At 71.6% G+C, this 19,316-nt stretch carries 21 protein-coding genes; 7 read left to right on the top strand and 14 right to left on the bottom strand.

Going from position 1 to position 19,316, the window contains the following annotated elements:
• Nucleotides 1-127 precede the first annotated feature (127 nt).
• The 6 genes from ASD16_RS11565 to urtA all read right to left on the bottom strand — a co-directional run bounded on the left by ASD16_RS11565 (nt 128) and on the right by urtA (nt 5,712).
• Nucleotides 128-832, bottom strand: a complete 705-nt coding sequence (locus ASD16_RS11565) for a GntR family transcriptional regulator (protein WP_055917045.1) — start codon at nt 830-832, stop codon at nt 128-130.
• Nucleotides 833-857: 25 nt separating this feature from the next.
• A complete protein-coding gene (urtE, locus tag ASD16_RS11560) occupies nt 858-1,550 on the bottom strand; it encodes an urea ABC transporter ATP-binding subunit UrtE (RefSeq protein ID WP_055917041.1) in 693 nt (230 codons plus the stop codon).
• Nucleotides 1,543-2,406 carry an urea ABC transporter ATP-binding protein UrtD gene (gene urtD / locus ASD16_RS11555; protein ID WP_235523252.1) on the bottom strand — a complete coding sequence of 288 codons (864 nt, stop codon included), beginning with the start codon at nt 2,404-2,406 and terminating at the stop codon, nt 1,543-1,545. Before urtD ends, urtE begins: the two co-directional genes overlap by 8 nt.
• On the bottom strand, nt 2,403-3,497 hold the full coding sequence (gene urtC / locus ASD16_RS11550; protein WP_055917038.1) for an urea ABC transporter permease subunit UrtC: 1,095 nt from the start codon (nt 3,495-3,497) through the stop codon (nt 2,403-2,405). The genes urtD and urtC overlap by 4 nt, the downstream gene beginning before the upstream one ends.
• Nucleotides 3,494-4,378, bottom strand: a complete 885-nt coding sequence (urtB, locus tag ASD16_RS11545) for an urea ABC transporter permease subunit UrtB (RefSeq protein ID WP_055917036.1) — start codon at nt 4,376-4,378, stop codon at nt 3,494-3,496. The genes urtC and urtB overlap by 4 nt, the downstream gene beginning before the upstream one ends.
• 74 nt (nt 4,379-4,452) lie before the next feature.
• Nucleotides 4,453-5,712: an urea ABC transporter substrate-binding protein gene (urtA, locus tag ASD16_RS11540; protein WP_055917033.1), complete on the bottom strand. Its 1,260-nt coding sequence runs from the start codon at nt 5,710-5,712 to the stop codon at nt 4,453-4,455.
• 225 nt (nt 5,713-5,937) lie between these two features.
• Between urtA and ASD16_RS11535 the strand changes: the two genes are divergently transcribed.
• A complete protein-coding gene (locus ASD16_RS11535; RefSeq protein WP_055917030.1) occupies nt 5,938-7,164 on the top strand; it encodes a pyridoxal phosphate-dependent aminotransferase in 1,227 nt (408 codons plus the stop codon).
• 59 nt (nt 7,165-7,223) lie between these two features.
• On the opposite strand, the gene groL is transcribed toward ASD16_RS11535, so the two are convergent.
• Nucleotides 7,224-8,849 (bottom strand): chaperonin GroEL, encoded by a 1,626-nt coding sequence (gene groL / locus ASD16_RS11530; protein WP_055917028.1) that lies wholly within the window; start codon nt 8,847-8,849, stop codon nt 7,224-7,226.
• Between the two features lie 287 nt (nt 8,850-9,136).
• Here groL and ASD16_RS11525 point away from each other — a divergent pair, with 287 nt between their 5' ends.
• On the top strand, nt 9,137-10,627 hold the full coding sequence (locus ASD16_RS11525; RefSeq protein WP_200942937.1) for a glycoside hydrolase family 15: 1,491 nt from the start codon (nt 9,137-9,139) through the stop codon (nt 10,625-10,627).
• A 50-nt stretch (nt 10,628-10,677) separates the two neighbouring features.
• On the opposite strand, the gene ASD16_RS11520 is transcribed toward ASD16_RS11525, so the two are convergent.
• From ASD16_RS11520 to ASD16_RS11510, 3 genes are all read right to left on the bottom strand, one after another.
• Entirely contained in the window at nt 10,678-10,881 is a 204-nt protein-coding gene (locus ASD16_RS11520; RefSeq protein WP_055917025.1) for a cold-shock protein, read from the bottom strand.
• A gap of 100 nt (nt 10,882-10,981) precedes the next feature.
• Nucleotides 10,982-11,572: a LytR C-terminal domain-containing protein gene (locus ASD16_RS11515; RefSeq protein WP_055917022.1), complete on the bottom strand. Its 591-nt coding sequence runs from the start codon at nt 11,570-11,572 to the stop codon at nt 10,982-10,984.
• Nucleotides 11,573-11,676: 104 nt separating this feature from the next.
• Nucleotides 11,677-11,991, bottom strand: coding sequence for a DUF3263 domain-containing protein (locus tag ASD16_RS11510; RefSeq protein ID WP_055918323.1), 315 nt, complete (start codon nt 11,989-11,991; stop codon nt 11,677-11,679).
• Between the two features lie 171 nt (nt 11,992-12,162).
• Here ASD16_RS11510 and ASD16_RS11505 point away from each other — a divergent pair, with 171 nt between their 5' ends.
• Together ASD16_RS11505 and ASD16_RS11500 are read left to right on the top strand one after the other, a co-directional pair.
• Nucleotides 12,163-12,840, top strand: a complete 678-nt coding sequence (locus ASD16_RS11505; RefSeq protein WP_055917019.1) for a uracil-DNA glycosylase — start codon at nt 12,163-12,165, stop codon at nt 12,838-12,840.
• A gap of 13 nt (nt 12,841-12,853) precedes the next feature.
• Nucleotides 12,854-13,663 carry an SGNH/GDSL hydrolase family protein gene (locus ASD16_RS11500; protein WP_055917016.1) on the top strand — a complete coding sequence of 270 codons (810 nt, stop codon included), beginning with the start codon at nt 12,854-12,856 and terminating at the stop codon, nt 13,661-13,663.
• 4 nt (nt 13,664-13,667) lie between these two features.
• Here the strand turns inward: ASD16_RS11500 and ASD16_RS11495 are convergent, their stop codons facing one another.
• From ASD16_RS11495 to ASD16_RS11480, 4 genes are all read right to left on the bottom strand, one after another.
• Entirely contained in the window at nt 13,668-14,495 is an 828-nt protein-coding gene (locus ASD16_RS11495; protein WP_055917013.1) for a hypothetical protein, read from the bottom strand.
• The gene (locus ASD16_RS11490; protein ID WP_055917009.1) at nt 14,492-15,079 is read right to left on the bottom strand and encodes a signal peptidase I; all 588 of its coding nucleotides are present in this window, start codon (nt 15,077-15,079) and stop codon (nt 14,492-14,494) included. Before ASD16_RS11490 ends, ASD16_RS11495 begins: the two co-directional genes overlap by 4 nt.
• Before the next feature lie 14 nt (nt 15,080-15,093).
• A complete protein-coding gene (locus ASD16_RS11485; RefSeq protein WP_055917006.1) occupies nt 15,094-15,522 on the bottom strand; it encodes a hypothetical protein in 429 nt (142 codons plus the stop codon).
• 229 nt (nt 15,523-15,751) lie between these two features.
• Nucleotides 15,752-16,918, bottom strand: a complete 1,167-nt coding sequence (locus tag ASD16_RS11480) for a sensor histidine kinase (protein ID WP_055917004.1) — start codon at nt 16,916-16,918, stop codon at nt 15,752-15,754.
• Nucleotides 16,919-17,009: 91 nt separating this feature from the next.
• Here ASD16_RS11480 and ASD16_RS11475 point away from each other — a divergent pair, with 91 nt between their 5' ends.
• The 3 genes from ASD16_RS11475 to ASD16_RS11465 all read left to right on the top strand — a co-directional run bounded on the left by ASD16_RS11475 (nt 17,010) and on the right by ASD16_RS11465 (nt 19,303).
• Nucleotides 17,010-17,681: a response regulator transcription factor gene (locus tag ASD16_RS11475; protein WP_055918320.1), complete on the top strand. Its 672-nt coding sequence runs from the start codon at nt 17,010-17,012 to the stop codon at nt 17,679-17,681.
• A gap of 35 nt (nt 17,682-17,716) precedes the next feature.
• Nucleotides 17,717-18,334: a pentapeptide repeat-containing protein gene (locus ASD16_RS11470; RefSeq protein ID WP_055917001.1), complete on the top strand. Its 618-nt coding sequence runs from the start codon at nt 17,717-17,719 to the stop codon at nt 18,332-18,334.
• A gap of 153 nt (nt 18,335-18,487) precedes the next feature.
• On the top strand, nt 18,488-19,303 hold the full coding sequence (locus tag ASD16_RS11465) for a M15 family metallopeptidase (RefSeq protein WP_055916998.1): 816 nt from the start codon (nt 18,488-18,490) through the stop codon (nt 19,301-19,303).
• Nucleotides 19,304-19,316: the final 13 nt, after the last annotated feature.

Genomic DNA, 19,316 nt, shown 5'->3' with positions numbered 1-19,316 from the left:
CGGGCGCGCCGGAACCCCCACGAGTGCGGACGTCCCGACTGGACCGACGCAGCGTCCGCGGATTCGAGCGTCCTGGCGACCGAATGTGCGGACGTTGCGGTGGGGTGGCGGGTGCGGGGCGGGCGAGTCAGCCCGCCAGGGCCATGCGGGTCATCGACTGGGTCGCGCGCTCCATGACGACCTCCAGCGACTCCCCCACGTGCTTGTGCAGGGCGGTCAGGGCCGACGGCAGCTCCCGGGCGAGCACCAGGGTCAGGATCTCGAGGTGCTCGTCGATGGTCGCGGTGATGCGGTCGGTCTCGACGAAGTCGTGCATGCGCACGGCCCGGATCTTCTGGTTCACGGTGACCAGGGCGCCGGTGAGCTGGGTGTTCCCGGACGACCGCGAGAGCACCTGGTGGAACCCCTCGTCGAACAGCACGAAGCTGGCGTCAGGCTCGGGCGGGGCGTCGCGGAGCTCGGCCCACTTCTCCCGCTCGGTGCGCAGGAGCTCCTCGTCGTGCCGGACCTGCGGATTCTCGATGGCCCGGGCGATGCCGCGCAGCTCCAGGGTGATGCGCAGCTCGTACAGGTTGCGCAGGTCCTCCAGGCTGGGCACGACGACGGCGTACCCGAAGTCGGTGCGCTCCACGAGCCCGTCGGACAGCAGCCGGGACAGCGCCTCGCGGACGGGGGTGCGGGACACGTCGAAGAGCTTTCCGAGCTTGGGTTCCGTGAGCCGCTCCCGCGGGGAGATGCGTCCGTTGAGGATCTCGTCGCGCAGCTGCTGATAGACCACGTCACGCAGCGATCGCGGATCCTCGGACAGCCCGGTCGTCCCACCCGTGCTCATGGTCACGAAGCGTAGACCTCCCAGCTCATAGGGCCATCGCGGCGCGCACGTCGGCCTCCTGGTCCGCACCCCCGGCGCCGGAGCGCGTCACGCGACCGGACTCCAGCACGTAGTACTGCCCCGCCGCCCCGAGCGCGAACCCGACGTGCTGCTCGACCAGCAGCACGGACAGGCCGCCGGCGCTGAGGGTGCCGATGGCGTGCTCGATCTCCTGCACGACGGACGGCTGGATGCCCTCGGTGGGCTCGTCGAGGATCAGGACGCGCGGCCCGGTCAGCAGGGCACGCGCGATGGCGAGCTGCTGGCGCTGGCCGCCGGACAGCAGGCCGGCGCGTCGGCCGAGGAACTCGCGCAGCGCGGGGAACAGGTCGAGCGCATCGGCCATCCGCGACGCCCCGGCGGACCCGGCACCGTCGGCGACGAGCTGGAGGTTCTCCCGGGCCGTCAGCTGGCCGAACGACTGCTGGCCCTGCGGCACGTAGGCGAGCCCCCGGCGGACGCGCTGGTGCGGCCTGAGACGAGAGACGTCCTCGCCGAACAGGGTCACGCGCCCGCTCCGCACGGGCAGCAGCCCGACCGCCGCCCGCAGGAGCGTCGTCTTGCCGGCACCGTTGTGGCCCATGATCGCCGTCACGCCACCGTCGGCCACCTCGACGTCGACCCCGTGCACGACGGACGTGCGGCCGTAGCCGACGTGCACCCCTGTGAGCTCAAGCATCCGACGCTCCAGTTCCTCGTGCCCCGGCCCCACGGCCCAGGTACACCTCGACCACCTTCGGGTCCGCCTGCACCTGCGCGACCGTCCCCTCGCTGAGCACCGACCCTTGGTGGAGCACGGTCACCGACGAGGCGAAGCTGCGCAGGAACTCCATGTCGTGCTCGACGACGACCACGGTGCGCTGCGCGCCGATCCGCTGGAGCAGCTGCCCGGTCTCCTCGCGCTCGGCCTGACTCATCCCGGCGACGGGCTCGTCGAGCAGCAGCAGCCGGGCGTCCTGCACGAGCAGCATCCCGATCTCCAGCCACTGCTTCTGCCCGTGCGCCAGGACCCCGGCCAGCGAGTCGCGCGCGTGCGTCAGACCGACGGTCTCCAACGCGGCCTCGACGGCGTCCGGGATCCCCGTCCGACGCCGCAGCATGACGCGCGCCTTCCGACGGGAGCCCGCCGCGATGTCGAGGTTCTGCAGCACAGTGAGCTCGTCGAACACGCTGGCCGTCTGGAACGTCCGACCGACCCCCGCCCGGGCCACCTTGTGCGACGGCTTCCCGACGAGCTCGACGCCGCCGAACCGGATGGACCCGGTCGCCGGCGCCAGCCCCGTGATGGCGTCGACGATCGTGGTCTTCCCGGCGCCGTTGGGTCCGATGAGGAACCGCAGGTCGCCCTGCGTCACGGTCAGGTCGACGCCCGCCACGGCGACGAAACCGTCGAACACCACCCGCAGGTCCCGGATCTCCAGGTAGTCGTGCTTGAACCGGGCGTCGTCCGCGGCGATCACCTGCTCGAGCGCGTCGGGGTCCAGCGACCCCTCGCCGATCAGGGGTGCGGCGGTCGTCGGCATCTCGTCGCTCATGAGGTCTTCCCGGAGGTCTCGAGGGCGGCGGGCTCGGCGACCGGAGCCTCGGGCTCCTCGGGCGCGGCGCGCCGTCGACGGAAGAGGCGGCCCAGCGTCGCCAGCCCGTTGGGCAGGAAGGCGACGACGAGGATGAACAGCGCGCCCTGGAAGTAGATCCAGAACGACGGGAACGACTCCGAGAGCGAGGTCTCCGCCCACGACACCCCGATCGCGCCGAGCACCGGCCCGAGCAGGGTCGCCCGACCGCCGATCGCGACGCCGACGAGGAACCCGATGGAGGGCACGACGCCGACGTCGGCCGGCGAGATGATCCCGACGATGGGCGTGAACAGGGCGCCACCGATGGCCGCGAAGCAGGCGGCGATCGCGTACGCGACGGTCTTGACGATCGCGGGGTCGTAGCCGAGGAACCGGACGCGGTTCTCCTGGTCGCGCACGGCCACGAGGAGCTCGCCGTAGCGGGAGTTCATGACGAGCCGGACGATCGCGACCATCGCGAGCAGGACGCCCGCGGCGATGAAGTAGAGCATCCGCTTGTTCACGGGGTCGGAGAGCGTGAACCCGAAGAACGACTGGAACCCGTTGAGCCCGTTGGTGCCGCCGGTCACCTTCTGCTGGCCGACCAGCAGGATGGCGAACGCCGCCGCGAGCGCCTGCGACAGGATCGCGAAGTACGCGCCGCGGACCCGGCGCTTGAACACCGCGAGCCCGAGCAGGGTGGCCACGAGGGCGGGGAGCACCAGGATCGCCAGGATCGTGACGACGGGGTCCCGGAACGGCTCCCACCAGCCGGGCACCGTGCCGTCGCCGTACAGCAGCATGAAGTCAGGCACCCCGCCGGGGCCGGCGTCGGAGAGCTTCAGGTGCATCGCCATGAGGTAGCCGCCGAGGCCGAAGAACACGCCCTGCCCGAGCACGAGCATCCCGCCGCGCCCCCAGGCCAGGCCGATGCCGACGGCGACCATGGCGAGGCAGCAGAACTTGGCGAGCAGGTTCAGCCGGAAGTCGGAGAGCATCGCCGGCGCGACGCCGAAGAGCAGGAGGGCGGCGATCACGAGGCCGCCCCAGATCCGGATGCGGGGGTTCATGCGAGGCTCCGGGTCCGCACCGAGACGAGGCCCTGCGGTCTGACCTGCAGGAACGCGACGATGACGACGAAGAGCAGCACCTTGGCGATGCTCGCGGTGGTCGAGTACTCGAAGCCCGCCTGGAGCAGCCCGAGCGCGAACGCCGCGATCACGGCGCCCTTGAGCTGCCCGATGCCGCCGACGACCACGACGAGGAACGCGTCGACGATGTAGTTGGTGCCCAGCGTCGGACCGACCGACCCGAGCAGGGTGAGCGCCACACCCGCGACGCCGGCCACGCCGGAGCCGACGAAGAACGTGAGCCGGTCGGTGGCACGCGTCGAGATGCCCGACGTCTCGGCCAGGTCCCGGTTCTGCACGGTGGCCCGGATGCGCCGGCCGAGCGGGCTGAGCTTGAGCACGAGGGAGAGCGCCAGCACGCACAGGAGCGCGAGCGCGAGGATGAACAGCCGCGTCTTGGGGATGCCGACGCCGAGGATCTGCACGGCACCGGACAGGAACGCGGGGGCGCGGACGTCCACGTTGGGGGCGCCGAACACGTCGCGGGCCAGCTGCTGGAGCACCAGGGCGACGCCGAACGTCACCAGCAGCGTGTCCAGCGGCCGCTTGTACATGCGCGAGATGAGCGTGATCTCCAGGAGCAGCCCGAGCAGGCCGCCGACGAGGAACCCGATGACCAGCGAGACCAGCAGGGAGACGCCCGCGTCGGCGATCACACCCTGCACCACGAACGCCGTGTACGCGCCGGCCATCATGAACTCGCCGTGCGCCATGTTGATGACGCCCATCTGACCGAACGTCAGCGCCAGGCCGAGCGCCGCGAGCAGCAGCACCGACCCCAGGCTGAGGCCCGCGAAGAGCTGTGAGACGAGGGCGTCCATCCGACCCGTCCTTCCTGGATGAGGGGCGGTGGCCCGGCGTCACAGAGCCGCCGGGCCACCGCGTCAGGGATGGGTCAGGACAGGCCCTCGGCCCAGTCGTAGCCCTCGAGGAACGGGTCCGGCTCGATGGGACCGTCCGACGACCACTCGGTGTAGATGAGCCCGTCGGGGCCGATCTTCCCGATGAGCGCGGTCTTCGCGATGTGGTGGTTGTCGCCGTTCACCGTGACGGTGCCCTCGGGGGCGTCGAACGTCACGCCGCCGGCCGCCTCCTGGATGGCAGCGACGTCGAACGACTCGGCCTTCTCGACCATGCCCTTCCAGAGGTAGAGCGACGTGTATGCCGCCTCCATCGGGTCGGACGTCACGCGCTCGTCGCCGAACTTGGCCTTGAACGCCTCGACGAACGTGGTGTTCTCGGGGCTGTCGACCGTCTGGTAGTAGTTCCACGCGGTGAGCTGGCCGACGATGTTGTCGATGCCGATGCCACCGACCTCCTCCTCGGCGATGGAGACCGAGACGACCGGGAGGGTGTCCGCAGACAGCCCGACGTTCTTGTACTCCTTGAAGAACGCGACGTTGGAGTCACCGTTGAGGGTGTTGAACACCGCGTCCGCGCCGGACCCCTTGAGCTTGTTCACGATCGTCGCGAAGTCGGTGTGGCCCAGCGGGGCGTACTCCTCGCCGACGATCTCGACGTCGTTGGCGCCGGCCCAGGCGACGATCTCCTTGTTGGCCGTGCGCGGGAAGACGTAGTCGGAGCCGACCAGGAAGATCTTCGACTTGCCCTGCTCCTTGAGGTAGTCCATGCCGGGCAGGATCTGCTGGTTGGTCGTCGCACCCGTGTAGAAGATGTTCGGCGACGCCTCCAGGCCCTCGTACTGGACCGGGTAGAACAGCAGGGAGTCCTTCGCCTCGAAGACGGGGAGCATGGCCTTGCGGGACGAGGACGTCCAGCCGCCGAACACCGCGGCGACGCAGTCGGAGGAGATGAGCTTCTCGGCCTTCTCCGCGAACACGGTGGGCTCGGAGGCGCCGTCCTCGGCGACGATCTCGAGCTGCTTGCCCAGGACCCCGCCGTCGGCGTTGATCTCCTCGGCGGCCAGGTCGAGGGAGTCCCGGACGGTCTGCTCGGAGATGGCCATGGTGCCGGACAGCGAGTTGAGGAAGCCGATCTTGACGGTGTCGCCGGACGTGTCGACGCACGAGGCCGACGCCGCCGTCCCGGCGTCGGCCGGGTCGTCGGAGGTGCGGGCGCCACACCCCGCCACCGCGAGGGCGACGGTCAGGGCGGCCGCCGGGAGGGCAAGAGCGCGCGTACTGAATCTGGTCAACGGAGAGGCCTTTCGCTGGAGACGAGCTGTGGGGCGGATCCGGACTCGGGCCGGGATGACGCACGACACCGCGCTGTGTCCCGCGCTGTATACATCCCTGTGCCCATGGGTGACGAACCTAGGGACGGGGTGTTTCGGGCACAGACCAGCCCGCGTAAACGGTCTGTTTCGGGTCGGGCTCAGTTCCGTCACGAGTCGAGTCACAGCGCCGGATACTCTCGACAGATGCCGCTGCACCGTCCGCTGGACCAGTCGTCGAAGCTCAAGAACGTGCTCTACGAGATCCGCGGGTCCGCCCTGGACGAGGTGGTCCGCCTCGAGGCCGAGGGCCACACGATCCTGCGGCTGAACACCGGCAACCCCGCCGCGTTCGGGTTCGAGGCCCCCCACCAGATCGTGCGCGACGTCATCGCCGCGATCCCCCACGCGCACGGCTACACCGACTCCCGCGGCATCCTGTCCGCCCGCCGCGCGGTGGTGACGCGGTACGAGACGGAGCCCGGCTTCCCCGAGATCGACGTGGACGACGTCTACCTCGGCAACGGCGTCTCCGAGCTGATCACGATGGTCATGCAGGCGCTCCTCGACGAGGGCGACGAGGTGCTCATCCCCTCGCCGGACTACCCCTTGTGGACCGCGATGACGTCACTGTCCGACGGCGTGCCCGTCCACTACCGCTGCGACGAGCCCGCCGGCTGGGAGCCCGACCTGGAGCACATCCGCTCGCTGGTGACCCCCCGGACCAAGGCGATCGTCGTCATCAACCCGAACAACCCCACGGGCGCGGTCTACTCGCGCGAGGTGCTCGAGGGCATCGCCGCGATCGCCCGCGAGCACAGCCTCCTGGTGCTCTCCGACGAGATTTACGACCGCATCCTGTTCGACGGCGCCCAGCACATCCCGATGGCCACGGTCGCCCCCGACCTGCTGTGCCTGACGTTCAACGGCCTGTCCAAGACGTACCGCGTGGCCGGCTACCGCTCCGGCTGGCTCGTCATCACCGGCCCCCGCGAGCACGCGACCGGCTTCCTCGAGGGCATCACGCTGCTGGCGTCCACCCGCCTGTGCCCGAACGTCCCCGCCCAGCACGCGGTCCAGGCCGCCCTCGGCGGGATCCAGAGCATCGACGCGCTGATCGCCCCCGGCGGCCGGCTGCACGAGCAGCGCGACGTCGCCTACCGCGGAGTGACCTCTATCCCCGGCGTCGACTGCGTCCGGCCCGACGGCGCCCTCTACCTGTTTCCGCGCCTCGACCCGGAGGTGCACGAGATCCGCGACGACGCCCGCCTCGTCTACGACCTGCTCGTCAGCGAGCACATCCTGCTGGTGCAGGGCACCGGCTTCCACTGGCCCACCCCGGACCACCTGCGCATCGTCACGCTCCCGGAGGCCCGCGTGCTGGCCGAAGCCATCGAGCGCATGGGCAACTTCCTGTCCAGCTACCGGCAGTAGACGACGAACGGGCCGGTCACCCGAAGGTGACCAGCCCGTCCGTGTGGTTCAGCGCGAGATCAGAACCCGCCGCCGAAGTCCTCGCCGCCACCGCCGGCCGGCGCCTGGTTGCGCTCCGGCTTGTCGGCCACGACGGCCTCGGTGGTGAGGAACAGCGCGGCGATGGACGCCGCGTTCTGCAGCGCGGAGCGCGTGACCTTCACCGGGTCGTTGACGCCCGCGGCGAGCAGGTCCTCGTACGTGTTGGTCGCGGCGTTGAGGCCGTGACCCACGGGGAGGTTGCGCACCTTCTCGACGACGACGCCACCCTCGAGACCGGCGTTGATCGCGATCTGCTTGAGCGGAGCCTCGATCGCGAGCTTCACGATCTGCGCACCGGTCGCCTCGTCGCCCTCGAGCTTGAGGCCCTCGAACGCGGTCTTGCCGGCCTGGATGAGCGCCACGCCACCACCGGCGACGATGCCCTCCTCGACGGCCGCCTTGGCGTTGCGCACGGCGTCCTCGATGCGGTGCTTGCGCTCCTTGAGCTCGACCTCGGTGGCCGCGCCCGCCTTGATGACGGCGACGCCGCCGGCGAGCTTGGCGAGGCGCTCCTGGAGCTTCTCGCGGTCGTAGTCCGAGTCGGAGTTGTCGATCTCGGCGCGGATCTGCGAGACGCGGCCCTGGATCTGGGCGGCGTCGCCGGAGCCCTCGACGATGGTGGTCTCGTCCTTGGTGACGACGATCTTGCGCGCCGTACCGAGGACCTCGAGGCCCACCGTGTCGAGCTTGAGACCGACGGTCTCGGAGACGACCTGGCCACCGGTGAGGATGGCCATGTCCTGCAGCATCGCCTTGCGGCGGTCGCCGAAGCCGGGGGCCTTGACGGCGACCGACTTGAACAGGCCACGGATCTTGTTGACGACGAGCGTGGCCAGGGCCTCGCCCTCGACGTCCTCGGCAACGATGAACAGCGGCTTGCCGGCCTGGATGACCTTCTCCAGGAGGGGCAGCAGGTCCTTGACGTTCGAGATCTTCGACTCGACGAGCAGGACGTACGCGTCCTCGAGGACGGCCTCCTGACGCTCCGGGTCGGTCACGAAGTACGCCGACAGGAAGCCCTTGTCGAAGCGCATGCCCTCGGTGAGCTCGAGCTCGAGGCCCAGCGCGCTGGACTCCTCGACGGTGATGACGCCTTCCTTGCCGACCTTGTCCAGGGCCTCGGCGATCAGGTCGCCGATCGCCTGGTCACCGGCGGAGATGGCGGCCGTGGCGGCGATCTCCTCCTTGGTCTCGACGTCCTTCGCCTGCGCGAGCAGGGCAGCGGTGACGGCCTCGACGGCCTTCTCGATGCCCTTCTTCAGCGCGATCGGGTTGGCGCCGGCCGCGACGTTGCGCAGGCCCTCGCGCACGAGCGCCTGGGCGAGCACGGTGGCGGTGGTGGTGCCGTCGCCCGCGACGTCGTCCGTCTTCTTGGCGACCTCCTTGACGAGCTCCGCACCGATCTTCTCGAAGGGGTCCTCGAGGTCGATCTCCTTGGCGATGGAGACGCCGTCGTTGGTGATCGTGGGGGCGCCCCACTTCTTGTCCAGGACGACGTTGCGGCCCTTCGGGCCGAGGGTGACCTTGACGGTGTCGGCGAGGATGTTGAGTCCCCGCTCGATGCCGCGGCGGGCCTCCTCGTTGAAGGCAATGATCTTGGCCATGGGGCTGTGATCCTTCACTGGGTTCGGGTCGGCCGAGGGTGCCCGCGACGGACGGGCACGTCACCCGCGGTCTTGTCCCGCGTGCGACGGCCCTCACCGGACGGCCGTGGTGGTTCTGTCACTCTCCACCGGAGAGTGCTAAGTCAATGGTTAGCACTCGACCCCCGAGAGTGCAAGCAGCGTTCACCCACAGCGCGACCCGACAGACCGGCCTTGGGCCCCGTCGCGCACCCTCGCCCGGGGCTGCGGCCGCCCGCGCCGGAGCACGACCCGACTATCGTGCGCGTGTGCAGGATCACGACGAGGACGTCGAGAACCGCGGCCGTCCCGCCGCGGGCGTCGTCGCGCCCGCACACCACGGCCGGCACGCGCACCGCCGCCGCCGGACCGGCGCACTCGTCGCGACCGCCCTCGTCACCACCGGGTCGACCCTGCTCGTCGCCACCGCGCCCACCGGTGCGCTCGCCACCGACGCCCCGGCCGTGCCGGTGGTGGTCGCCGAGCCGGCCGCCCCCGCGTACGCGACCATCCCGCTCTATCTCGAGGGCCTCACCACGCTGCCGGGCGGTCGGCGGGTCCCGCTCGCCGTCGGCACCGACGCGACGTTCCTGGCCGGCACGCACGTCGTGGACCCGGCCGCCTCGACGCTCGCGCGGGTGGTCGCCGGATCGCGGGCCGGGGAGCGCGGCGCGACCGTGACCGCTGCCGCGTCCGTCGCCAACCGGCAGCGGGCCTGGCTCGCCGCGGGCACCGTCCCGGGTGCGGGCGGACCGTACGAGGACATGGCCCGCGCGGCGCTGCTCGACCTGCACGCGCTGCAGCTCCCCGACGGCGCCGCGGTGGCCGCCTGGTCGGAGAAGTGGCGGTACGTGTGGCCGCGCGACGCCTCGTTCGTCGCCGTCGCCCTGGCGCGCACCGGGCACGTCGACGACGCCCTCGAGATCCTCGGCTTCCTCGACCGCGTCCAGTCCGCCGACGGCTCGTTCGAGGCGCGGTACCTCCCCGACGGCTCGGGCCCGCCGGACGACCGTGGCGTGCAGACCGACGGCACCGGCTGGGCTTTGTGGGCGTCGGGGCTCGTGCTCGCGGAGATCGCCGGCCCCGCCGAGCGCGCCGAGGCCGCGGAGCGCCTGCTGCCGCTGGTCCAGCGGTCCGCGCGGTACGCCATCTCGCTGGTCGCGCTCGACGGCCTGCCGCCGGCGTCGCCCGACTACTGGGAGGTGCCCGAGGACACGCTGACCCTGGGCACGGTCGCCCCTCTGGTCGCGGGGCTGCAGCAGGCCTCGGTCGTCCTGGACCTCGCCGGCGACGACGCGCTGTCCCGGTCCGCGTTCGACGCGTCGATCCGCTCCAAGGTCGCCGTGATCCGCGCGTTCGGCGCCACCGGGTTCGCCCGGTACGCCGTCGGCGGCCACGCGGACGCCGCCAGCGCCTTCCTGCTGCCGCCGTTCCTCACCAGCGCGGTCCCCGGCGTCGAGGAGGCGTGGCGGGCGTCGGCGACGACCATGGTGCGACCGGCGAACGGCCTCGCGCCGGGCGCCGGGTGGCGCGACGACGGCGTCTCCTGGACCCCGCAGACCTCGCTCTACGCGTGGGTGGCCGCGGAGACCGGCGACACCGAGCTCGCCGACGGCTGGCTCACGTTCCTCGACACCCACCGCACCCCGTCGGGGTCGCTCCCGGAGAAGGTCCTCGCCGACGGCTCCCCGGCCGCCGTGGCGCCGCTCGGCTGGAGCGCGGCGTGCGTGCTGCTCGCGCTCGACGCCCTGGAGGACTGACACGCCGACGGGCCGCACACCGGGGGGTGCACGGCCCGCACGGACGACGGTCAGATGGCGCGGACCTGCTCGGCCTGCGGCCCCTTGGTGCCCTGGCCGACCTCGAACTCGACGTCCTGGCCTTCGTCGAGGGACCGGTAGCCGTCCGACTGGATGGCGCTGAAATGCACGAAGAGGTCCTGGCCTCCCCCGACGGGGGTGATGAAGCCGTACCCCTTCTCCGCGTTGAACCACTTCACGATGCCCTGAGCCATGCGCACTCCTCGACGTCCGGTGCCGAGCACTCCGCCGGCGCCCGGTGCGCGAGAGCCTAGTGGCCGCGTTCGGGCTCCGACCAGGGCCGATGCGGCTCGGTCAGGCGTCGGGATCGCTGACCAGCTGCACGGTGATGCCCGGCTCGTCGGCAGCCAGCAGGACGACCTCGGTCAGGCCGAGCGTCTGCGCGACGAGGTCGGCGGTCGGCCGCAGGTCCTCCGACGTGTAGAAGACGGTCGAGTCGTCCTCGGTCGGGTCCGCGTTGCCGGTGGTCACCGCCGTGAAGCCCGCGGCCGTGAGCTTCGCGGCCTGCTCCCCGGCGATCCCGCCGATGCCGGCGGCGTTGAGCACGGCGACCGGCGTGGTCAGCACGGGAGCCGGGGCGGCAGGCTCCTCGGCGGGCGTCGTCTCCGTGTCCGCCGGTGCCTCGCCCTCGGTCGGGGGCTCCGTCGTGGTCTCGTCGCCCGCCTCGGGCGAGTTCGAGGTGCCCGGGAGCGACGGGAGGTTGCCGTCGCGCGCTGCGAGGTTCACCAGCGTGAACGCGAGCACGGGCAGGAGGGCCAGGACGACCAGGAACTTCCACCACCTGCTCCACACGGACCGGGGTGCGCGATGCACCCCGCGGGGGACGTCAGGGTTCGACGGGACATCGAACTCGTCCTCGGGGTAGGAGTACTCCGCCTTGCTCACGCCGGACAGGCTAACGGCTCGGGTCGTGAGGACGGGTCCACCTGAGGCACGACGTGTGCCGTGTCACGTGCGAGGACGTCGGACGGACCGCCCACCGGGGCGGATCAGGCGTCCCCGAGGCGGCGTGCCGTGCGCGCCCGCTGCCGCGACGAGCGCATGCGCCGCAGTCGCTTGATGAGCATCGGGTCGTGCGCGAGGGCCGCCGGGTCGTCGATCAGGGCGTTGAGCACCTGGTAGTACCGGGTGGCCGACATGTCGAACAGCTCACGGATGGCCGACTCCTTGGCACCCGCGTACTTCCACCACTGCCGCTCGAATGCGAGGACCTGCTCGTCGCGCTCCGAGAGCCCCTCGGCCGAGGCCGGCTGGACGCTGCGGGGGTGCTCGAGCGATCCGATGGCGATCGTCGCGGCGTCCATGCGTCCTCCTGTGCTCTCGTGGTGCTGCCCTTCGGCCTCCGACGCGGTGTACCGCGGGGCGACCTCGGTCATCGTACGACCGTAATGACACGCGTGTCATTCCACGCGGCGCGTCGTCCCCCGTGTGCCGCTCTCGCGCTCGCGCACCGGCGACTCGGTACCCTCGCCCGCGTGACCGCCGCACCCCTGGACCAGCTCGTCGCCCCCGACTGGGCCGTCGCGCTCGCGCCCGTCGAGCCGCAGCTGCGTGCCGCAGGGCAGTTCCTGCGCGACGAGGTGGCGGCCGGCCGCAGCTACCTGCCGGCGGGCGACGCGGTCCTGCGGGCGTTCCGCAGACCGCTCGCCGACGTGCGCGTGCTGATCGTCGGGCAGGACCCGTACCCCACGCCGGGGCACCCGATGGGGCTGTCGTTCTCGGTGCAGCCCGACGTCCGGCCCCTGCCCAGGTCGCTGACCAACATCTTCACCGAGCTGGTGGCCGACGTCGGCGTCGCGCCCCCGCGCAACGGGGACCTGTCCCCCTGGGCGGACCAGGGCGTGATGCTGCTGAACAGGGTGCTCACGGTCCGGCCGGGCGCGCCCGCGTCGCACCGTCGGCACGGCTGGGAGGCGGTGACCGACCGGGCGATCGCCGCCCTCGTCGAGCGCGGCGGACCGCTCGTCGCGGTGCTGTGGGGACGCGACGCCCAGTCGCTCAAGCCTTCCCTGGGGGACGTGCCGACGGTGGAGAGCGTGCACCCGAGCCCGTTGTCCGCCAGCCGCGGCTTCTTCGGGTCCCGGCCGTTCTCCCGCGTGAACGAGCTCCTGGTGGCGCAGGGGGCACAGCCGGTGGACTGGTCGCTCGGGTGACCGTCGGGGCAGGATGTCCGTCGTGCTAGCCGCCCCGACACCCCGCTGGTCCCGGTACGTCGCCATCGGCGACTCGTTCACGGAGGGCCTCTGGGACGACCCCGACGGCCGCGAGGCCCCGCAGCGCGGCTGGGCCGACCTGCTCGCCTCGCACCTGTCCGCCCGCCGCAGCGCCGCGGGAGAGCCGCAGCTGGAGTACGCGAACCTCGCGATCCGCGGCCGGCTGCTGCGTCCGATCCTCGTCGAGCAGGTCCCGGCCGCCCTGGCCCTCGGCCCGGACCTGGTGAGCCTCGTCGGCGGCGGCAACGACCTGCTCCGGCCCGGTGCCGACGTCGACCGGATGGCCCGCAACCTCGAGGCAGGCGTCGTCCGGCTGCGCGAGGCGGGTGTCGACGTGCTGCTCGGCACGGGCGTCGACGCGGCCGACAGCCCGCTGATGAAGGCGACCCGCAGCCGCGTCGGGATCTACAACTCCCTCATCTGGTCCATGGCCCGCCGTCACGGCGCCTACGTCGTGGACCTGTGGGGCATGCGCTCCCTGCGCGACTGGCGGATGTGGGCCGAGGACCGCATCCACCTGACCACCGACGGGCACGCCCGCGTGGCGCAGGGCGCACTCGTCGGGCTCGGCCTGACCCCCGACGACGCCGCCTGGGACGACCCGCTCACCCCCTTGCCGCCCACCCCGCGGATGCAGAAGGCCCGCGAGGACGCCGCCTGGGTGCGCGAGCACCTCTACCCGTGGGCGACGCGGCGGCTGCGCGGGACGTCGTCGGGTGACGACCGCTCGCCGAAGCGCCCGGAGCTGTCGCCGGTGGAGTGACCCGTCAGGGGCAGTTGAGGAGCATGGTCGAGGGCTGGTTGCTGGCGTAGCCGTGCACCTCGAGCTGCCGCGGGGTGTCCGACGACACCTTCTCGTAGCCGCCCCACGCGGTGGTGCCCTGCACGGTGACCGTCCGCGGCGAGGCCCCACAGCCGGACGTGCTGACGAGCACGAGACCGCCCTGCCCGTCGGCCAGCGCCTTCGCGAGGAACGGGAAGCCGGGGTCCGAGAGGTTGATCGTGAGCTGCCACGTCACCGGGGAGTTCGACGTCGAGCTGATGGTGATCGAGCGCAGGAAGTCGGTGGTCGTCGGGTAGCCCCACTCGGTCGCGCTGGTGACCGTCGCGACGCAGGTGGAGTTCGGGTTGCCCTGCACGACCGCGCACGAGAGCGCCGGCACGGTCACGGCCGTCGACGTCCAGGCCGTCCGCACGCCCCAGGTCCCCAGGGTCATCGCGACCCCGACGACCTCCGACGGCGCGTAGCGGTCGACGGTGGCCAGCGTGATGGTGGTGGTCGGCGCCGACGCCGACGCGACCGTGAGGTCTGCGGTGTGGATTGCCACCCCGCCCGCCTTGTACAGACGCAGCGCGAGCGGCAGCCCCGCACACGAGGCGGGGACCGTGACGACGACGGACGAGGTCTTCTGGTCGGTCGTGCTGATGAGCCCGTGCGTCACCGCGACCGTGGCCGTCGTGCAGGGCGCCTTCCTGATGGACAGCAGCGTCGCGGACCCGACGGTGAGCTGAGCAGCGCTCGCACCCACGATCCCGGTCGCCACCAGGGCGGCGACCAGCAGGATCACGAGCGTGCGCACCCGCCGCGCGGTCACGGTGCCGCTCCGACCGCGAGCGGCTGCTCGTCGACACCCGGTCCGTGCGCAGGGACGTCGCCGCCGTCCTCGTCGTCGTCGTCCTCGTCGGTCGCGCTGGGCCAGGTGAAGATCGCCAGGGCGATGACCAGCAGGCTCAGCCACAGCAGCGGGCTGGTCAGCAGCGCCGCCGCGAGACCCACCTTCGGCAGGTGGATCCTGGCCACCCCGAGGACCTCGTCGCCCGCCGGGGCGAACGGGTCGACCCAGCTGTTGTTGTCGCCCTTCATCTCCCAGCCGTCCGCGTCGCCGCCGATGATCCGGTGGATGATGCGGGCGCCTCCGAGCGTCGCCGGCTGGTAGACCACGACGTCGCCGACCTCGGGTTCACCGCACCGCGCGATCACGAGGTCGCCGGTGTAGTAGGTCGGTTCCATCGAGTGCCCCGACACGATCGTCAGGGTCGTGCAGCCGCCGAGGCTCGTCGGCCAGAGCAGGATCGCGGCGACGATCGTGACGACGTACCCCAGGAGACCCGGAGCAGCGCGAAGCACCCGGCGCGCGACGGACGCGCCGGGTGCTTCGTCGTGCTCGGTCTCGGTCACCTAGGAGGTCGAGGTCAGCCGTTGATGACGACGGCGACGCCCTTGACCGCGGCAGCGTCGACCGTGCCGACGACGGTCAGGGCCTGCGACGTGCCGGTGGTGAGCGTGAGCGCGACGGGCGCGACGTTGCCGATGCTGACGGCCGACGCCGTGATGCCGTCGAGCAGGTCCACCGTGACGGTCTTGGTGGCGCACGAGGCGTCGACGTTCTTCAGCGTCACGGTGGTGACCCGGTAGCCCGGGATGGTGGCGAGGAAGGACGTGCCGTAGGAGACGTCGATCCCGTCGGTGTCGCAGGAGGCGACGACCTTGACGCCGCTGCCGAGCGTCGCGGAGTTGAGCGTGAGGGTCGCGGCCGACGCGAGCGACAGGCCGGCGACGCCGAGGACGGCCAGGCCGAGAGCCAGACCCTTGCGCGACTTCTTGGACGTGGTGGAAGCCATGGTGATCTCCTGATCGGGAAGGTGCGGGGAATCGGCACCTCACCGAGACCCGCTCACGGAGACACGCCGAGAGGCGGTCGACCGCGAACGTAGGTGACATCGGCAGCATCACCCGATCGGCTCTGGGTGGCAGCACCCCGCCCGCCCGGCTTGCCGGATTCTTTCACCCAGCACATAGACGGCACATCCGTCAAGTAGGACAGTCGTCCAACTTGTGACAGCAGTCCATCTAGACCAGACCTGCGCCCAGCGGCAGCCACGCCTCGAGGTGAGCGCCCTTCTCGGTGCCCGGCGTCAGCGACAGCCGGCCCCCGACGAAGGAGAGCCGGGTGTCCAGGCGGGCGGTGCCCGACGGCAGGCCGGCGGACGCCGGGACGTACAGGTCGCCGTCGTTGCGCACGCTCACGTGCAGGACGTCGTCCACCACGTCGAGCGTGACGGCGACCGACGTCGCCGGCCCGTGCTTGAGCGCGTTCGACACGGCCTCCTCGACCACGCGCACGGCGAGCAGCCGCTCGCTGACCGTCAGCCGCGAGCAGGTGGGGTCGTCGATCGACCGGACCGCGTCGCTCACCGTCAGGCGGGTCGCGATGCTCGCGGGGAGGCGGCCCAGCAGCGCCCGGAGCGCGGGGACCAGCCCCAGCTCGAGGCGGTCCGGGTACAGGAGCCGGCTCATCTGGCGCACGTCGATCTCGCGCGCCTCGTCGAGCTCGGCACGGACCCAGGCCAAGGACTCCACGTCGGCGGCGTCCAGACCGTCGGCGCGGCCGAGGACCTCGCCGAGGCGGGCGTCGACCAGGATCAGCTTCGACTGCAGCGTGCCGTGCAGCCCTTCGGCCACCGCGCGGCGCACCCGGATCTCCTCCTGCTCCAGCGCCTTGACCGCCAGCTCGACGTGGACGGCCTCCCGCGTCGCCGCCCGGGTCCGGGCGCGGGACATCTGCCGGGTGGTGAGCGCCCACATCCCGATGCCCGCCGAGATGACGCCGAGCAGGAACCCGCTGAGCACCTCCGCGTCGCGCGTCGACTCGGTCGGGTCCTCGTACACGCCGAAGGCGAGCTGGGCCAGGTAGCGGGCGACGCCCGCCGCGGTCGCGGCGCCGACGACGGTGAGGATCTTCAGCCACCACGGGCGCGCCCGGTGGGCCTGCACGGCCGCGAGGACCGCGATGAGCACCACGACCGCCGTCGCGTTCGCCGCCAGCCGGGACCCGAGCGACACCGACTCCCACGCCGGGACGAGGTTCGCGTAGACGTAGGTGGACTGGAGCGCTGCGCCGACCCCGTAACCGAGCGCGATGATCGCCGACCCCCGCAGGAGCACGATCCGGTCCTGCCGGTCGTCGTGCCGCCGCTCCGCGACGACGGCGGCGGAGTCGTTCGAGGACGAAGCCATCGTGCTCCCCTCCGTCCGCGATCGAGTGACGTTCATCGTCCACCCGCGTGAGCCCGCGCGTCGGACCCGGCCGCAGACGATACTGGCGGCGATGACAGTTCCCAGCACCGGCCTCCTCCGCGTCGCGATCGTCGAGGACCAGCCCTTGTTCCGTTCGATGCTCGAGCACACGCTGTCCGGGACCGCCGGCCTGCAGGTCGTCGCTGCCGTCGGCACCGCCACGGAGGCCGCCCGCGTGCTGCGTCCCGGGACCGTCGACTGCGTGATCCTGGACATCGACCTTCCCGACGGCAACGGCATCGCCCTCGGCGTGACGCTGCGCCGCAGCACCCCCACCCTGGGCATCCTCCTGCTGTCCGCGCACGACGCGATGGACCTCCTGCTGGACCTGCCCGCGGACGTCGCCGCCGGCTGGGGCTACCTGTCGAAGACGTCGTCGACGAGCGAAGAGGTGCTGGTCAACGCGGTGCGCGCCGCCGCCGTCGGCGAGACGGTGCTCGATCCCGCCCTGCTGGCCCGGATGACGCCGCGGGCCGGGTCCGACGTCGCGCGGCTGACCGACCGGCAGTACGAGGTGCTCCGGCTGCTGGCCTCGGGACTCTCGAACGCGGGCATCGGCGACCGGCTGGGGATCACCGAGAAGTCCGTGCAGAACCACGTCAACGGCATGTACGCGACGCTCGGGATCGACGCCGACCCGCAGCGCAACCCCCGCGTCAGCGCCGCCCTCCGGCTGCTCGAGGAGACCGGCCCGGCCACCTGATCCGCCGGCACGGATTCACCCGCCATGATCGACGCATGACCGAGCAGCGCGACTCCGCTCCCCCGACCACCACGACGACCGTCCGCGGGGAGGACTGGTACGCCCGGGACCTGTCCGGCCAGGAGTTCCGCAACGTGGAGTTCGTCGACCTCGACCTGACCGAGGCGTTCGGGGTGGGCGCGGTGTTCGAGGAGTGCGTGTTCCGGCACGCGAAGCTCAATGCCTCCGTGCACACCGACGCCGCGTTCATGAACTGCACGTTCACGCGGTCCACGCTCTTCGACGTCCGGTTCGAGCGGTGCAAGCTCATCGGCTCCCGGTTCGAGGACTGCACCTGGGACATCGCCAAGATCGAGGGCGGCAACTGGTCGTTCGTCTCGCTGGTCAAGGCGGACCTGCACTCGGCGTCGTTCACCGGCGTGCGGCTGCGCGAGGCGGACCTGACCGGCGTCCGGGCCGCGGGCGGCACGCTGCGCGACTGCGACCTGTCCGGCGCGTGGCTGGACCGAGCCGACCTGACGGGCTGCGACCTGCGCGGCAGCGACCTGGCGGGCATCGACCCCACGACGGTGACCCTCGACCGGGCGATCATCACGCTCCCGCAGGCCGTCACGATCATCGAGGCGATGGGCCTGGACCTGCGGGTGGACTGACGGGCGCTCCGCACCGTCCGATCTGCGCACCTTGACAGGAATTGTCCCCCGCGCAGTACCGTGGACTCGCGAAAAAGGGTGCTCGTACGCGCACAACGCGTACCGCGGGGGAGATGACCGCTATGACGCGGTTAGGTGCATCGGCAGGCTGACATGGCACACGCCAAGATCAGCGACCAGAACGGACGCCTGCCGGACTCGCAGCTGGCGGCCACGTCGACCGGCCACCGGCTGCGCCTCGACGCAGCGCCCGCACTCGGCCGGGTGTCGGCGGCAGCCCGGGCGGCCGGGCAGGACTTCGTCGGCATGTCAGACAAGCTCCCCCTCGCGGGGTACCGCACGACCGCGGAGCAGGCCGAGCTGTCCGGCACCGACGCGGACGCGATCGGCGCCGGCAGGTCCATCCACAGTGAGGGACTCGCGGCCGACCTCATCATGTCGGACGGGTACCGCGACGCGCGGTACCTCTGGCTCACCGCCCATGGTGGCGAGTTCGGCTGGTACCAACCCAGCTGGGCGAAAGAAGGCGGGTCCGGGCGGGACGAGCCGTGGCACTGGGAGTACGACCCGGAGGCCGACCTGCACCGGAACGACGAGGAGGACGACATGCCTTTCAGCCGCCAGGAGCTCAAGGAGATCATCGCGGAGACGCTGCGCGACAACCTCGGCGACCTCGCGCCGAGCGACGCCTGGGGACCGTCCACGCTCACGAGGTACGCCCATGAGGGCGTCGGTCAGGTCCTGTCCTCCCCGGACGCGCTGGCCCAGTTCTTCGAGAGGATCCGCCTCACGATCCTCGATGTCATCCGGTCCGAGGGGATCACCGGCGCCGGCGACGTCAACCGGTTGGCCTCCGCTCTCGTCCCGCTTCTCCAGCAGGGTGCGGCCGACCTCTCGGACGACGAGCTCGACGCCTTGCGGAGCTCGATCGAGAACGCCCGGACGTCACGCGGGGCCCCCGTGCAGTAGGCGCGGAGCGCCC

It is taken from the genome of Cellulomonas sp. Root485, from assembly GCF_001426705.1.
In the GTDB taxonomy this organism is placed as follows: Bacteria; Actinomycetota; Actinomycetes; order Actinomycetales; family Cellulomonadaceae; genus Cellulomonas.
The sequence above is the reverse complement of the archived record's forward strand: the minus strand, read 5'-3'. Positions and strand labels throughout refer to the sequence as shown.

Coding starts and splice junctions, on each gene's coding strand:
- ASD16_RS11485 (WP_055917006.1), bottom strand. CDS start 15,522: ATGGCTTCCACCACGTCCAAGAAGTCGCGCAAGGGTCTGGCTCTCGGC.
- ASD16_RS11520 (WP_055917025.1), bottom strand. CDS start 10,881: ATGGCTCAGGGCATCGTGAAGTGGTTCAACGCGGAGAAGGGGTACGGC.
- urtB (WP_055917036.1), bottom strand. CDS start 4,378: ATGGACGCCCTCGTCTCACAGCTCTTCGCGGGCCTCAGCCTGGGGTCG.
- groL (WP_055917028.1), bottom strand. CDS start 8,849: ATGGCCAAGATCATTGCCTTCAACGAGGAGGCCCGCCGCGGCATCGAG.
- urtE (WP_055917041.1), bottom strand. CDS start 1,550: ATGCTTGAGCTCACAGGGGTGCACGTCGGCTACGGCCGCACGTCCGTC.
- ASD16_RS11510 (WP_055918323.1), bottom strand. CDS start 11,991: ATGGACGCCGCGACGATCGCCATCGGATCGCTCGAGCACCCCCGCAGC.
- urtD (WP_235523252.1), bottom strand. CDS start 2,406: ATGAGCGACGAGATGCCGACGACCGCCGCACCCCTGATCGGCGAGGGG.
- ASD16_RS11480 (WP_055917004.1), bottom strand. CDS start 16,918: ATGGCTTCGTCCTCGAACGACTCCGCCGCCGTCGTCGCGGAGCGGCGG.
- ASD16_RS11470 (WP_055917001.1), top strand. CDS start 17,717: ATGACCGAGCAGCGCGACTCCGCTCCCCCGACCACCACGACGACCGTC.
- ASD16_RS11565 (WP_055917045.1), bottom strand. CDS start 832: ATGAGCACGGGTGGGACGACCGGGCTGTCCGAGGATCCGCGATCGCTG.
- urtC (WP_055917038.1), bottom strand. CDS start 3,497: ATGAACCCCCGCATCCGGATCTGGGGCGGCCTCGTGATCGCCGCCCTC.
- ASD16_RS11475 (WP_055918320.1), top strand. CDS start 17,010: ATGACAGTTCCCAGCACCGGCCTCCTCCGCGTCGCGATCGTCGAGGAC.
- ASD16_RS11500 (WP_055917016.1), top strand. CDS start 12,854: ATGTCCGTCGTGCTAGCCGCCCCGACACCCCGCTGGTCCCGGTACGTC.
- ASD16_RS11535 (WP_055917030.1), top strand. CDS start 5,938: ATGCCGCTGCACCGTCCGCTGGACCAGTCGTCGAAGCTCAAGAACGTG.
- ASD16_RS11465 (WP_055916998.1), top strand. CDS start 18,488: ATGGCACACGCCAAGATCAGCGACCAGAACGGACGCCTGCCGGACTCG.